The organism is Saprospiraceae bacterium (genome assembly GCA_016714025.1).
Lineage (GTDB): Bacteria > Bacteroidota > Bacteroidia > Chitinophagales > Saprospiraceae > Vicinibacter.
In genome coordinates this window covers 2,734,456-2,750,884 of the sequence record JADJOB010000002.1, presented here as the reverse complement: position 1 = coordinate 2,750,884, position 16,429 = coordinate 2,734,456, and the positions used below count along the sequence as shown (strand labels likewise).

The following is a 16,429-nucleotide window of genomic DNA, read 5'->3' as shown; positions in this document are numbered from 1 at the left end:
AGAAAGTTTTTCATTAACTTTACTAAAATTTCGTTTATGCAAAAGTTCCTGGTTTTTGGTCTCTTGTTTTGTGTTTCGTTTACTGTAAAATCTCAATTGCAGGAAGGAAGCACGGCTCCTGATTTCACCGTTCAGGATATTAATGGAAATTCATATAGTTTGTATGCGATGATGGGTGCCAATAAAGCCGCATGCCTCGATTTTTCAGCGACCTGGTGCGGACCATGCTGGAGTTTTCATCAAAGCGGAGTACTGGAATCGGTTTACAATAATCTAAGTAATGAAACAACTGTGGTTTTCCTGGAATCGGATTGGGGAACCAATACCAACTGTTTATACGGTCCCAGTGGCTGTGTTGGCGGTACACAGGGAAATTGGGTAAGTGGTACACCTTATCCAATTGCGGATCTTTCATTAAATAATGGTCCTGGAGTAAATAGTGATTATGCTATTGCTTACTATCCAACCCTTTATGTGATTTCACCAGATAAACGGGCCTGGTTAATAAAAACCCGGACTTACAATGAATACGTAAATTGGATTACTAAAAGTTTTAAAATGACGGCAAGTGCAGTAGTAACAAACTCAACTTGCGGGGATAATGGAAAAGTGGTTACTACAGTTACGAATGGTTTTGGCACCATTTCGTATAAATGGAGCAATGGAGCAACTACTAAAGATTTAACGAATATTCCTGGAGGGACATACTCCGTTACAATTACAGATTTAAATGGATATTATATTGAGAAAGGACCTTACGTGGTAAGTGGGCCATCTAAAAGAGTCGATATCACCAATGCTACTTTAACAAACATTAAATGCTTTAACGAACCCACAGGAAGTATTGCACTCCAGGTCGAATATGGTACACCACCGTATACCTTTAATTGGTCGAATGGAGATCGCACCGACAATCCACTGAATCTTAAAGCCGGAGCTTATACGGTAACGGTTACGGATAATGCATCTTGCACCAGAGTAAAAACGTATACTTTGACCCAACCAACAGATGTTACCTTGAGTTCAGTTCCGGGATTAGAAACTTGCGATCGAAGCAATGGATCTATTTCGTGTAAAGCTGCGGGGGGAATTCCACCTTATTTGTTTGATTTAGGCTTAGGAAATCAAGGAAGTAATTACTTTGCAGATTTGGAAGGAGATCAATACTATACCGTTACAGTTACTGATAATAATGGTTGCTTTGAAACTTCCAGAACTTTCGTTGGAGTCACTCATAAACCAACCGTAAATGCAGGGCCCGATAAAAATTACGATTGTTTAAATGATGTCATTAGTCTTGATGGCTCTCAATCCAGTCAAGGTGCCAATTTAATTACTTTATGGACTACCCGCGATGGTAAAATTGTTAGAGGACAAGAAAGTGTTACTCCAGATATAAGTAAACCAGGAACGTATCTTTTAAAAATCACAGATGCTTCAAACAGTTGTTTGGATGTAGATTCAACCCTGGTTTTAGACAAACGGGTTTATCCGAATGTAGTATTGGATCGCGATACAAGCCTGAATTGTGTGATGAAGGTCTATGAAGCGAAAGGTAGTAGCAAAGATTTACAAACAAAATTCAGTTGGAAAAAAGTTTACGATACCTTGTTCTACAAGGAAGGTTCGAAGATCCTGGTAAGTGATACCGGAAGTTATATTTTTATAGTAAAAGATACAATTAATTTGTGCATTTCTAAAGACACTATTGAAATCAAAGTGGATCAGGAAAAACCGATTGCAGCAGCCCAAGCTGAAAAAGATGTTAGTTGTATAAATACAGAAGTCATTATCGATGCATCACAATCCTCACAGGGTGGAAATTTCATTTATCAATGGCAGTCAGCGAACGGAAATATAAAATCTGGAGCACAAACGTTGTATCCTGTCGTAGATAAAGGCGGTGATTATCACTTAAACGTAAAGAATATTAAAAATTTATGCGAAAGCGATGCATCGGTTAAAGTTTACCAGCAAACAGAACCAACAGCACTTTTTGATCAAAGTATCGATGGATTAAAATTACAATTCAACGATCAGTCGAATGGCTTGCCTACTTCCTGGAATTGGAATTTTGGAGATGGGACTACCAGCTTAATTCAAAATCCAGAGCATTTATTTGCCAACGAAGGTGAATTTGAAGTTTGTTTGACAGTGTCTAATGATTGCGGCCAGAATATTAAATGCAATAAATTATTAATAGGAATATCTGCTACGCTTAGTATCGCATCCTATGAACTTCAACATGTTAGTTGCTTTGAAGGAACTGATGGCAGTATTAAAATAAATATTCAGGGTGGGGTTCCTCCTTATCGTTATTTATGGAACAACGCCATGCAGTCTAAGGATTTAGTTCAGCTGCAAGCTGGAAATTATTCGGTAGAAGTGACTGATGCGCAAGGTACAAAAGTCACAAAAGGGTTTTTAATAAAGGAACCTCAGGCAATTACACTTAAAGATCTTACCATTATTCCAAGTGCAGCCGGACTTAATACAGGTGCGATTGAGTTAAAACTAGAAGGGGGTGTTCCGCAGTATACCTACAAGTGGTCAAATGGTCAAGATACAAATCCTGTGCAAAACTTAGGCGTTGGTGTATATTCTTGCAATGTTACAGATGCAAACCAGTGTGTTAAAACATTTGGGCCATTTGAAATTAAAGAGGTTACAGCAAATTTTGAGAATCAATTAATCAAGCAGTTTAAAGTTGAACCCAACCCGGTGTCAGAAGCATTTAGAATCCATGTTTCACTTGCACAATCAAAGCCTTATCAACTTCGGATGGTAAATAGCTATGGTACACAAGTTTGGGCAAAGCGTCAAAATAATGCGAAGGCAATTTTTGAATTAGATGCAAACCAATTTGCAAGTGGCATCTATTTTATTAATTTATCTTCAGAAGACATTGCACAAACGATAAAACTTGTAATCAAGTAGCAAATTGCTTTTGTATTGAGCTCTTCGTATTGGTTAGAGCTTCTTTTTTAGTTCAATCAATTTCATCATACAGTCGATGGGAGTCATGGTTTGTATGTCAAGTGATTTCAATAAATCAACTAATTCTTTGTGCGAATTTGTAGGAGTTTCTTGCATTTGAATGCTTGATTTCCGGGTGTTTTCTGAAATTACTATGTGTTCCTGGTTGCCCCGTTTTTCTTCCAGGTCGCTGAGAATTTCTTCAGCACGTTGTAAAACGGCTTGCGGCATTCCGGCCATTTGAGCTACATGAATTCCAAAGGAGTGTTCACTGCCACCTGGCATTAATTTACGAAGAAAAAGCACTTTTTTATTTAACTCTTGAGTGGCAACATGAAAATTTTTAATTCTTGGTAAGTAAGCACTCAATTCATTTAATTCATGATAGTGTGTGGCAAACAAAGTTTTAGCTCTTCGCTCTGGAATTTCATGCAAATATTCTGCGATTGCCCAGGCTAATGAAATGCCATCATAAGTACTGGTACCTCGTCCAATTTCATCCAGTAAGATGAGCGATCGGTTTGATAGATTATTTAAAATGGAAGAAGTTTCATTCATTTCTACCATAAAGGTGGATTCTCCGGAAGAAATATTGTCACTTGCGCCTACTCGTGTAAAAACACGATCGATATATCCCAAAGTAACTTCACGAGCAGGAACAAAGGAACCAATTTGAGCCATAAGAGCAATCAGCGCTGTTTGTCGCAAGATGGCAGACTTTCCTGACATGTTTGGACCGGTTATCATCAGAATTTGTTGTTGATCTGAATCCAGGTAAATATCATTTGGAATGTAAGTTTCACCACTTATCATTTGCCTTTCAATAACCGGATGCCGACCGTCTTTAATATCTATTATTTGACTGTCATCAACCTGAGGCTTGCAATATGCATTGGTTTTAGCAGTTCTGGCAAATGAAAACAAGACATCCACTTCAGCAATAACATATGCGTTTTGCTGTAATGGAATTAAATACTCCTGCAACTGGTCCACTAATTTTTCAAATAATTCTTCCTCTAATTGAATGATACGTTCTTCAGCACCAAGAATCTTTACTTCAAGTTTTTTTAATTCATCTGTGACATAGCGTTCCCCTGTGGACATGGTTTGCTTGCGAACCCAATGATCTGGGACGAGCCCTTGGTTTTTAAATTTATTAGTTACTTCCAGGAAATAGCCAAATACAGAGTTATAACCTATTTTTAAATTAGTAATCCCGGTGTTGAGGATTTCTTTTTTCTGAATTTCTAAAAGTAAATCTTTGCTGTGATGTAAAATGTATTTTAATTCATCCAGCTCTTTCGAAAAGCCCTCAATAAAAATACCTCCTTTATTTATTTGATTGGGTGCATCTGGATGCAGTTGTCCGGAAATTAGTTGTGCCAGGCTGGCGCATTCCTGAATCTTTTCAGCAAGTAATTTTAAACCTGTACTTTCATGTTGTTGCAAAATAGCACGAAGTGGTAAAAGTTTTAACAGGCTTTTTAGTATGTGATTAATTTCTCTGGGATTGATTCGCCTAAGTGGAATTTTTGAAACCAACCTTTCCAGATCACCAAAATGATTTAAAGTTTGAAACAAATCATCTTCCAAGTCGACTGCTTTTAAAAAGGAATCAACCATTTGATGCCTTCTTTCAATTCGCTCAATTTGCAACAAAGGCATTACGATCCATTTTCGCATCAATCTGGAGCCCATAGGCGTCAGGCTATGGTCCAATATATTTAATAAGCTCTTTCCCTCCGGATGAAGTGAATCAATCAGTTCCAGGTTTTTTATAGTAAACCGATCCATCCATACAAATTCATCACTCGCCAAGCGACTGATGTGCGATAAATGATTTGGGTTTTTAGTTTCGGTCAATTCAAGATAATAAATGATTGCCCCTGCGGCTATTTGACCTGATAGATATTCATCAACACCAAAGCCTTTTAGACTGCTTACATTAAAATGTCTCAATAATTTTTCTCTTGAAAAATCTAATTGAAAGATCCAGTCTTCTAATGGATAGGTATAGTAATGTTCATTAAAATTTGCATCGAAAAATCCGGTTTTTGATCTTGCTAGAATAATTTCGGAAGGCTGAAAGCTTTCCAGAAGCTTTTGTATATATTCTAAAGGTCCCTGGGATAAATAGAACTCTCCGGTTGAAACATCCGCAAGTGAAATGCCAATTCCATTGACGTCAATATATAAAGCTGCAAGAAAATTATTTTTTCTGTGGTCAAGTAATTTATCATCATAGGTAATTCCCGGGGTGATGACATCAGTTATTCCTCTTTTGACTATTTTTTTGCCTTTACTAGGCTTTTCTAATTGTTCGCAGATCGCAACCCGATAGCCAGCCCGAACCAATTTAGGAAGGTATGCATCCAAGGAATGGTAGGGAAAACCTGCCAACTCGATATCAGAGCCACCATTGTTTCTTTTGGTTAAAACGATCCCCAGGACTTTGGATGTTGTAATTGCATCTTCTCCAAATGTTTCATAAAAGTCGCCCACTCGATATAAAAGGATCGCATCTGGATGCTTTGCCTTCATCGTGTAATACTGCTCCATCAATGGAGTCATTGTATTGATTTCAAATAAGAGTGCTTCTCCTTTCAATTTGTGATTTGCCACAAATATAACGTGTATCTTTATACGGCAAGAAGTCAAAATCTAATTAAAAAAATTTACATGGCTTCAAATTTCGTTTTAGATTTGTAATACGTTTTGTACCGATTTATCAAAAACTGATGTTATGATTTCAGCATTTAGAGCTCTAAAAGACGAAGAGTACCAAACTCTTATTGAAGCCATTCCACTGATTGCGATTTTAATTGCCGGGGCTGATAATGATATTGACCTTAATGAAAAAGCATGGGCCGAAAAAATTGTAAGAATCAGGAGTTATAGTAATCATTTTGATTTGAAACCTTACTATAAAGATGTGGACTCACAATACAGTGCATTGTTTGATAAATTCTTAAGTACGCTTCCTAAAGATGCAGATTCCAGAAGTCGTGAAATTTCTAAAAAATTAGTGGCAATAAATGATATTTTCATCAAATTAAATATGCGTACTGCCAGTCAATTGTATTCATCTTTTATAGCATATGCTGAACAAATTGCAAGAGCTTCTGGAGGTATTTTAAGGATGATGTCTGTAAGTAAGGAAGAAAGTATGTTTATTGGTTTACCAATGATTGATCCAATATTCTATGATGAACTTGATGAAGAAGAATAATAAATTGAATTGCCTGTTTAATAAATAAGCTAAAAATCAATCTAATTACCAATTCTTCGCCTAAGCCTTTTTTGAAAATAATAATAGGCTATTAAACTAAATATTTAGTTTAATAGAATCAAAAGCATCTTAGGTATTGCCAAATTATTTAATTACAATTTGTTGGGTTAGTAATTTTGAACCGTCTATCCACTGAATGTAAAATAATCCGCCATTGTTTAACATGTTCAAATCAATGGTATTCTTTGAATTTTTATTAAATTGAATAATACGTCCCTGAGTATCCATTACTTTAATTTGTTCGATGGAATTGGATTTATTCGTCAATTGCCCACTGCTTGGATTTGGGAACCAATAATTAATAACTAAATCTTCCTGATGGCTTGCTGATGCGCAGTCTTGTTCGGATACAAGAGTTAATATATACTCACCTGGAAAAGCCGGGCCGGGATATTCGGTTACGTATGGAAAAGGGATGCCTAAATTAATCGTTAAAGTCATTTTAATGATGGGTTTAAAATCTCCCGGTGTGTTATCAGTTGTAGCAGTTCCTCGTAAAACCAAACAACCTGAAGTATTTTTATTAAAAACACAATCGGGAGGATTGCATGCGTAACTAATTCCTTTAGGCAATCCAGTTATTGCGTTTACCGTATCGATGGCTACTTTTTCCAACGCAATTGGAGATGGAAATGCCGGAACCACGACAGTATCTGGTACCACGACAGTAAATACAAATTCATAAGGTTTGTTGATACATGCCTTTTTATTAATGCCTCCATTGGGATTCGTAGGGCTGACAGGTTTAGGATAAACTCCTGCAGAAGAATCTCTATAAATCGAGTCAGGCAAACAATTTTGCGATTGTAGGGAACAAACGATAAAGAAATTCAAGATGATCAGGTAAAAATGCTTCATATTTGACGAGGTATATTTTAATGCAAGTTAAGAATTTTAAATGACAAAGAAAATACTTTATTCCGGATTCATTGGTTTCCTGTTGTTAAACTTTTTGTCTGCCCAAACACGCACGTATTCAGGTAAAGTTGTAGATATTAGAAATGGAGCAGAATTGCAGGGAGTAACCGTGGCTGCCAGCAAGCTGGCGGTATTTACAGATGATTTTGGAAAATTTGAAATTGAATTGCCAGATAGTATACGGACATTATTTTTTAAAATGGTTGGTTATAAAGAATTTATTCTCTCACTTAATGATCAAAGCGATCTGATGATTGAATTGGAACCTGAATCGTATCTCCTTAACACAACCGTGATTACATCTTCCCGATTCGAGAAACCTTTAGAAGAATCACCGGTTTCTATTAGCGTCATCAAAACATCCTTGACAGATCGCTTAAGCACAAACAGTTGTGCGCAATTGTTAGACCGGGTACCTGGTGTCCAGATCATTGACGGTCAGGCAAATATTAGAGGCGGATCTGGATATTCTTATGGAGCTGGAAGCAGGGTTTTGTTATTGTTGGATGACTTACCTGTTTTAAATCCTGATGCTGGGTATCCTAACTGGGATGATCTGCCTTTGGAAAATTTAGGGCAAATTGAAATTTTAAAAGGAGCATCTTCATCCCTTTATGGAAGCTCTGCAATGAATGGGATCATCCATTTCAGGACCAATTTTCCTGGCTCGGACCCCTATACAAGTATTTCTTTTGTTCCAAAAGTCTATTTAAATCCATCAAGTGGAAAACAATGGTGGGGAAAAGACAGTGTGGCGGCAATTCCTTATGAAGGAATTGTAAATTTTGTACATCGTAAAAGATACAGCTGGGCTGATCTGTCTGCAAGCATGAGTTTTACAAGTAAAACAGGGTATAACAAAGAACATGATTCTAAAAATGGACGGATCCATTTATTAGTTCGTAAACGCATTCATGACCGGTTTACCCTTAATTTAGGACTAAATTATAATCAAGGAGAAAGTTCAAGTTTTTTCTATTGGAAAGACAATGGCTATTTTGAAGGCGCGCCGGGATCTTCCAGTTCGAGTAACAAAATAAGATTTACAATAGATCCTTCTTTGAATTATGATAGCAAAAATGGGTTCCAGCATAAACTTAAAACCAGATTTTATCATGTTTTTAATGGAGCAGACAATAACCAGGAAAATAAAAGCAACAATATTTACACAGAATACCAAATTGGAAAATCGTTTAAAAAATTGGGATTGCAATGTTTAGCCGGAACCTTGTATACCCAATCCTGGACAATTGCTGAGCTATACAGCGATGCCCGCTTTACGCACAGGAATCTGGCTTTCTTTGGTCAGATTGAAAAAAGTTTATTTAGTCGGCTCATTTTAATTGGAGGCCTGCGATACGAGTCATATCAAATCAATGGACCTGAAACGCTTTCAGGAGTAACCATTGATCCAAAAGTCACAGAGGACACTACTTTATTTCGATTTGGTTTCAATTACAGGGTATTTAAAGCAACTTATTTGAGGGGATCCTATGGTCAGGGATACCGGTTTCCAACCATAGCTGAAAAATTTATAAGCACAAAAGCAGGAGGATTAAGCATTGTCCCAAATCCAAATCTGCATTCAGAACGAGGTTCAAGCTTTGAGCTTGGAATTAAGCAATTGCTAAAATTTGGAAATCTGGAGGGCTTGATTGATTTTTCAGTATTCCAATCGCGCTATTATGACATGATGGAATTTGTTTTGAATAACCAATTGCAATTTCAATCCAGAAATATTGGGGATACAGATATCAGAGGGTTTGAGCTGGAATTATTGGCCAGAAAGCAAATTGGTGAGGTGAAACTAACTTTTGGAGGAGGATATACCTACATCAATCCAAAGTATCTGGAATTTGATCTAGCAGGCAAACAATTACCTATCAATGGGCGGGATACTGCTTCCAGGGCCAAACAAAATGCTGCTAACTCGTCTTCTGATGAAAATATTTTGAAGTACCGTTCTAAACATCTCTTCCGATCGGATATTCAAGTGGACTATAAGTCCTTGTATATGGGTCTGGCATTTAATTATGCATCCCATATGCATGCCGTTGATTGGTTGTTTGAATTGAATGCATTTATTAAAGGGATAAAGGATTATCGAACGACCCACAATCATGGATATAGGGTTTATGACTTTAGAATGGGCTATCATTTTACCCATTTGGACCTTCAGGTAAATGTGGATAATTTGTTCAATGAAGACTATAGTGTAAGACCCGGAATTCTGAATGCCCCTAGAAATTTAACCCTCCGCGGAACATATACGTTTTAAAAATTTATATAATATCTTATAAATTAAGTACATAATAATAATAAGCTTTAAAATAAACCATAGGAAAATCCTGAAAATCAATCTCAATTCACTTGGAAGCACTATATTTGCGACGTTTTCCAAAAAATTAAGAATTTTTACATATGTCTGAGAAAGGAATTGTGAAGTGGCTTTTATTCGCCATCATATTTGTTTGTGTTTTGCAATTTATTTATTACCTGCCAACAAACAAGGTAGAGCGGGATGCAGAGCAGTATGCTGAAGAACAAAGTGCTTCAATTACGGATGATCTCGCAAAACAAACTGCGATAAAAGCAAATCGGATTAAATACCTGGATTCACTTTCAAGTGAGAAAATTTTCAGGATTCCGCTTATTAAGGAGTATACGTATTCCGATTTAAAGAAACAGCAGTTGGCTTTAGGTCTGGATTTGAAAGGAGGCATGAGCTCCATTCTTCAAATTGATTTAAGTGAATTGTTGGTTTCTTTATCCAATAACAATCCGGACCCCGCTTTTAAAACAGCGATTCATAACGCTTCTGAGCGTATGAAAACAAGCCAAACGGATTTTATTACTCTTTTTGTTCAGGAATATCAAAAGGAATCTGGTGGAAAGAAACTAGCCGTTTTGTTTTCACGCAGTTCTACCATGAAAGATAGGATCAACTTTGAATCTTCGGATATTGATGTTGCCCGTATTCTTCGTCAGATTGCGGACGAAACCGTTGATTTAACTTTTAAACGTCTTAAAGACCGTATAGATAAATTAGGAGTTACACAACCCAACGTCTCTTTGGATAAAGCCAGAGATATGATAGTTGTTGAATTACCTGGTATTGATAATCCGGAACGTGCCAGAAAATACCTACAGGCAAGTGCCAAGTTGGAGTTCTGGGAAGTTTATAGAAACATTGACCCGGGGGTATACGAAGCCATCATTAATGCAGATAAAAAATTGAAAGCCCTTGCAAAAGGAGATACTTCTACAGTTATTAAAGATGAATATACTTTAAAGGATAAATACGAGTATAAACGGGATTCATTAGGAAATCGCATCGATTCAACCTTAGTAGGTACTGATACAATCCGCACAGCAGATCCATTGTCTGATAAGGGTCCTTTACTCTCTATTTTCACTCCTTCCGGAGGCGCAGCAGGTGCTTATTCTATTATTGGAACTGTTGAAAAATCAAATAGAAGTCGATTTTTAGAATTGGTAAATAAGCAAGAAGTACAAGCATTTTTGCCAACAGATATGGAATTTAGGTTGGATCATAAACCAATTAAAAACACCACGGATAATGCCACTTCAACTACCTATGCAGTTTATGCTATCAAAAAACGTCCGGGAGCATCTTCAGCTCCTTTGGATGGAGAGCATATTGCCAGAGCTTCAGCAAATCCGGATAACGTAACTGGTGAAGTAGTGGTAAGTTTGGCGATGGACAATAAGGGGTCAAAGATTTGGGGAGATATGACCACCCGGGCAGCCAATGATAATAAAAGAGAAATCGCCATTTTATTGGATGATGAAGTTGTATCCTGCCCAAGTGTACGGGAGCCAATATTGGGAGGTAATTCTCAGATTTCAGGAAGCTTTACCATCGACGAAGCAAAAGATTTAGCAAACATTTTGCAAGTAGGAAAATTGCCTGCAAAAACTAAAATCGTTCAGGAGTCTTTGGTGGGTCCATCCTTGGGAAAAGAAAATATTGTAAAATCATTGTGGTCGATATTGGGTGGGTTTTTCCTCGTCTTGACTTTTATGGTTGTTTATTATACCGGAGGTGGATTTGTTTCCATTGTAGCCATGTTTTTAAACGTGTTGTTTATTCTTGCAACCCTTGCTTCCTTCGGTACTGTTTTAACCTTGCCTGGAATTGCCGGTTTGGTTTTGACTATGGGTATTGCGGTTGATGCAAACGTTATTATCTACGAGCGTATCAAAGAAGAAATGGCTGCTGGCCGAACCTACTTAGAGGCAATTAAAAAAGGTTTTTATCATTCGTATTCTGCGATTATAGATTCACACGTCACCTCTTTATTGACTTGTATCGTGTTATTTATTTACGGTCTAGGTCCAATTAAAGGATTTGCCATTGTATTGATCATTGGGATTATCTTTTCATTATTCACCTCAGTGTTGGTCTCCAGACTTATTATAGATTGGTGGACAATCAACAAAGGAAAAGCATTGAGTTTTTCAAGTAAAATAACAGAGACAGCGTTTAAACACATTAATATAGATTGGGTTGGACATAGAAAGTACAACTACATTTTCTCGCTTACTTTGATAATAATTAGTTTTATTTCATTCTTTACCAGAGGATTTGAATTAGGTGTCGAATTTAAAGGGGGTTATTCTTATAATGTATCTTTTGATAAAAACGTTGATGTAGAAAAACTCAGAAATTCCTTAACCAAAAGCCTCGAAGGAAATCCTGTTGTAAAAAGTGTAGATACTAAAAATACATACAACATTACAACTTCCTATTTAATTAATGAAACAGGTGATGATGTTGTTGATCGTGTAAATCATAAATTACTCGAAGGGATCAATGAAGCAACTGGTGAAGATGTAAAATATGAGGATTTTGTTAAAAACGAAAACTCAAGCACTCATATCGCTTCGTTTAGTAAGGTTGGACCCATAATCGCAGATGATATTAAATCAAGTGCTTACAAGGCAATTTTATTATCACTTTTAGTAATATTTATTTACATTCTATTCAGATTTTATAAATGGCAATACAGTTTGGGCTCTATTGTCGCTTTATTTCATGATACTATTGTGGTATTGGGGGCATTCTCTTTATTTCATGGCCGTTTGCCATTTGCAATGGAAGTCGACCAAACATTGATTGCAGCGGTATTGACCATCATAGGGTATTCAATGAATGACACCGTTATCGTATTCGACAGGATCCGGGAATTTTTGAGAATGGACAGTGATAAGTCAGATAAAGAATTGGTGAACGCTGCTATTAATACCACCTTGTCGCGTACCATCAATACATCTTTGGCTACCATGTTGACAATTATATTGTTGTTTTTCTTTGGGGGCTCAAGTACAAAAGGATTTTGTTTCGCTATGATAATAGGTATTATTATTGGTACATATTCTTCAATTTGTGTTGCTATGCCTATTGTTATTGACTTTACAAAAAATTTAAAATACACCATTAAAAAAGAAACCAGTAAGCTGACGAAACAAGTAGCTAAGGTTTAAATTAATAATCAGTCATAAAGCGCCATTTAGTTAATTGCTAAATGGCGCTTTTGTTTTTATAAATGAAACCCCCTTTATCTTATTGCTGCTTTTTAAGCATTTGATTTGTATGAATCAGTTGAAGGCTGGGTAAAAAATACAAATGAACTTAAAATAGCTATTGAATGCTGAATTTCATCAATTGCATTTAATCAATTTATACTGGATGAATAAAATAAGCGTGCAGTAAGTGGTCATTTCCGCTTCAAATGAACAAGAATTAATCTGTATTTAATTAGTAAGAAGCGCTTTAAATGAGTTTTCTGAATTAGAAATTTTTAGAATATCTGTATAACTTTGAAACGATTAAAGCGTTATTATTTAGATGAATAAGTTTGGAATTCTGTTGACCTTGCTATTGGCAGCTTGTAGCTACCAAATTAAAATCAAAACAGGGGATCAGGCCTTTCAAAGCAAGCAATATGCTAACGCTATTGGTTTTTATAAGAATGAAATCGATCAAGTTTCAAATCCAAAGGAAAAAGCGTATAAAGCATTCAAATTAGGTCAGAGTTATAAATATTTAAGTGATTACGATCAATCTCTTGGATGGTTTAAAAAGGCTTATGATTTGAATTATGGTTTAAAAGCTTTGGAAGAATATGCAATCGCTTTAAAGAATACCGGAGATTATGAAGCCGCTATTTTAGCTTACCAGGAATTAATGCAAGAGCTAAAAGGTGGCATGGAGTATAAAAAGGATATTCAAATCTGTAGGCTAAATCTGGAGTGGATTAAACAAAGAACTGATTTTTATTATAAATTGACCAATTATACAGCCTTAAATGATAAGGCTTCTGATTATTCAGCACTAACTTTTGACAGTACAAAAGTTTATTTTGTATCTGACAGACTTTCTGAATCGAGGCATGAAAATTCTAAGTTTGGTTGGACTGGAAGAAGTTTTTCGGATATTTATTTATTTAAAAACGGTTCGGTCGAGTCGTTACCAGAACCGATCAACAGTAAGTCAAATGAAGGTTCATTTTGTTTTAATTCTATAGGAAGTAAAATTTATTTTACCAGATGTGATGCAAATGATCAGCCGGAAGACTTCTGTAAAATTTATGAATCTGAATATATAAATGGCAGTTGGGCTGAACCTGAACGCTTAGATTTAGGATTTGACAATTCAAATGTTTATCATCCTGCTTTATACAAATCGGATTCAATCTTAGTTTTTAGTTCAAATGCACCTGGTGGCGTTGGGCAATATGATTTGTATATAAGTTATTTGGGAAATGAGGGTTGGACTGTTCCAGAAAATCTGGGAGAACCAATCAATTCAGCCTATGATGAAAAATTTCCTGTTTGGTATAATGACACTCTTTTTTTTAGCAGCAATGGGCATCCTGGCTTAGGCGGTTTGGATGTATTTAAAACATATAAAATTTCGGAGTCGAAATGGGCTCCTCCCATTAATTTGAAACCTGATATTAATTCGGAAGCGGATGATTTTGGATTTTATATTGATAAAAATTTCGTGGCGAATGATACAGTTTTTCAAAAAGCACTTTTAAGTTCTAACAGAAATTTCAATCGACAAGACGAAATTTATTCTGTGGAATTAAGAAAGCGCAGCCAGATTGCAGTTGTGCAAGGTCCTAAAAAGTTTAAGTGGGAAGTGCAGGCTAATATTCAATTTGTGACCGCAGAATCATATAAATCGTCGAAACAAATCCCTGTTGATTCAGTTGATTTAATTGAAAAAGTATCCAGGAATTCTGTCAATTCAAAATCAAATTCAAAGATCACACTTAAACTGCTTCCTGGAGAATCTTATACATTTTTGGCAAGTAAGAAAAATTATTTGAATAATGAATTTTCATTCACTACGCCAACGCAACCAGAGTTAACTGCCGATAGTTTATTTATGATGTCGATTGTTGTAGAATTGATCCCGATTCGTTATGAGGAAGAATTTGTAATTCCTGAATTGTATTATGACTTTGATAAATGGAATATTAGGCAGGATGCTGTGGGATCATTGGAAAAATTAAGAGGATTGTTAATTACAAATCCGTTAATACGGATACGGTTGGGTTCCCATACAGATTGTAGGGGAGATGAAAAATACAATCTTGAATTATCCGAAAAAAGAGCTCATGCTGCAATGCAATGGTTAATAGCCAAAGGAATTGATTCCAGTCGATTGTTTCATACCGGGTATGGAGAAAACGACCCGGCAATAAATTGTTCTTGTGATTCCTGTTCAGAAGATGATCATCAAAAAAACAGGCGTACAACTTTTACGCTTATCAGATAAAATGTCGAATCAAAAGATACAAACCTCCGCTTATTAAAATGGTAACAGGTAATGTAAGCACCCAAGCCAACACAATGTTTTTAACAGTTCCTTTTTGAAGATTCTTAATTCCTTTTGACGCAACCATTGCTCCTGCAACTCCGGAAGAGAGTACATGAGTAGTTGACACGGGGAGTCCCAGTCCGGATGCCAATCCTATGGTGCTTGAGGCTACGAGTTCAGCAGAAGCGCCTTCGGCAAATGTCATATGGCGTTTACCAATTTTTTCACCAATGGTTACTACAATTCGTTTCCAGCCTATCATGGTACCAATTCCTAAAGAAATTGAAATCAAAATAATGGTCCATGTTGGGACATAGGTGGTGTATTTATTCAATTTATGAATTCCATCCTTTAAAATTCGTTGGTTAGACTTCTCTGTAATTAAATTGGGTTCGGATACAATTACTTTGAGTTCTTTAGAAAGTACGCCCATTTGTTTGCGTGCAATCATTAACTGGCGGCCTTGTGTGACATTTAAGCTTTCAATGTATTTTTCAAAATGTTCTAATTTATCTGCACTGGCACAAAGGGTTCGTTCCATTTCATAGTTTAAAGTGGATTCTCGATTTAAGGATTCTTTCATCAATTTTAAAGTATGAGCAAACTCATTTTTATTAAAATCTGGTGCCAGTGCGTATTGAACAGGCATGAAAGCCATAAGTACTATGAGCATGAGTCCAACCCCTTTTTGACCATCATTGCTACCATGAAAAAAACTAACCAAAGTACAGGTTCCTATTAGGATAGCCCTTAACCAAAATGGGGGAGTTTGGCCGTTTTCTGGTTCTTTAAAAATGGTTTTATCCTTCACAAAGGATTTTAGCATAAACATCAATACAATTGCCATTGAAAACCCAAAAAGTGGTGAAATCAACAGCGAATTCATGATTTTATATGCTTCACCCCAATTAACACCCACTTTGTCTCCGCTTCCAGGTAATATTGAGAAAACAATTCCTACTCCTAATAGAGAACCGATCATTGTATGTGAACTGGAACAAGGTATTCCAAAATACCAGGTACCCACATTCCAGATAATAGCGCCAATTAATGCAGATACAATCATAGCAATAGCTTCGGAAAAATCACGAGATAGCACAGATTCAAGAGGGATCAGTGCAGCTATTTTGCCAGCTACAGCCATTCCAAAAAGGTACGAACTGCAAATAACTCCCAAGAAATTCCAGATTCCTGACCAGATTACTGCTGGAATTGGTTTAAGGCTTTTAGTGTAAATGACAGTTGCAACGGCATTGGCGGTGTCGTGAAAGCCATTGACAAATTCAAACAAACACACAGTAATAATGCAAAGCACACAAATAATTGCCATAGTGCCTTGTAAATCAATATTTATTTCAAACACTCCAACTAATTTTAAGCTTTGGGATTCG

Annotated in this window: 8 protein-coding genes; 5 read left to right on the top strand and 3 right to left on the bottom strand. The window is 36.3% G+C overall.

Translation table 11 applies throughout. The annotated features are described in order from the left end of the window. Positions 1–36 precede the first annotated feature (36 nt). On the top strand, positions 37–2,937 hold the full coding sequence (locus IPJ80_14160; protein MBK7914631.1) for a T9SS type A sorting domain-containing protein: 2,901 nt from the start codon (positions 37–39) through the stop codon (positions 2,935–2,937). 33 nt (positions 2,938–2,970) lie between these two features. Here the strand turns inward: IPJ80_14160 and mutS are convergent, their stop codons facing one another. Next, positions 2,971–5,547, bottom strand: coding sequence for a DNA mismatch repair protein MutS (gene mutS, locus IPJ80_14155; protein ID MBK7914630.1), 2,577 nt, complete (start codon positions 5,545–5,547; stop codon positions 2,971–2,973). Between the two features lie 172 nt (positions 5,548–5,719). Here mutS and IPJ80_14150 point away from each other — a divergent pair, with 172 nt between their 5' ends. Further along, a complete protein-coding gene (locus IPJ80_14150) occupies positions 5,720–6,205 on the top strand; it encodes a hypothetical protein (GenBank protein MBK7914629.1) in 486 nt (161 codons plus the stop codon). A gap of 144 nt (positions 6,206–6,349) precedes the next feature. On the opposite strand, the gene IPJ80_14145 is transcribed toward IPJ80_14150, so the two are convergent. Continuing rightward, positions 6,350–7,123 (bottom strand): T9SS type A sorting domain-containing protein, encoded by a 774-nt coding sequence (locus IPJ80_14145; GenBank protein MBK7914628.1) that lies wholly within the window; start codon positions 7,121–7,123, stop codon positions 6,350–6,352. A gap of 40 nt (positions 7,124–7,163) precedes the next feature. Between IPJ80_14145 and IPJ80_14140 the strand changes: the two genes are divergently transcribed. From IPJ80_14140 to IPJ80_14130, 3 genes are all read left to right on the top strand, one after another. Further along, entirely contained in the window at positions 7,164–9,461 is a 2,298-nt protein-coding gene (locus tag IPJ80_14140; GenBank protein ID MBK7914627.1) for a TonB-dependent receptor, read from the top strand. Between the two features lie 143 nt (positions 9,462–9,604). Next, positions 9,605–12,691, top strand: coding sequence for a protein translocase subunit SecDF (gene secDF / locus IPJ80_14135; GenBank protein ID MBK7914626.1), 3,087 nt, complete (start codon positions 9,605–9,607; stop codon positions 12,689–12,691). A gap of 364 nt (positions 12,692–13,055) precedes the next feature. Continuing rightward, positions 13,056–14,996: an OmpA family protein gene (locus tag IPJ80_14130; protein ID MBK7914625.1), complete on the top strand. Its 1,941-nt coding sequence runs from the start codon at positions 13,056–13,058 to the stop codon at positions 14,994–14,996. On the opposite strand, the gene IPJ80_14125 is transcribed toward IPJ80_14130, so the two are convergent. Further along, positions 14,989–16,368 carry an inorganic phosphate transporter gene (locus IPJ80_14125; GenBank protein ID MBK7914624.1) on the bottom strand — a complete coding sequence of 460 codons (1,380 nt, stop codon included), beginning with the start codon at positions 16,366–16,368 and terminating at the stop codon, positions 14,989–14,991. The genes IPJ80_14130 and IPJ80_14125 overlap by 8 nt on opposite strands. Between the last annotated feature and the right edge of the window lie 61 nt (positions 16,369–16,429).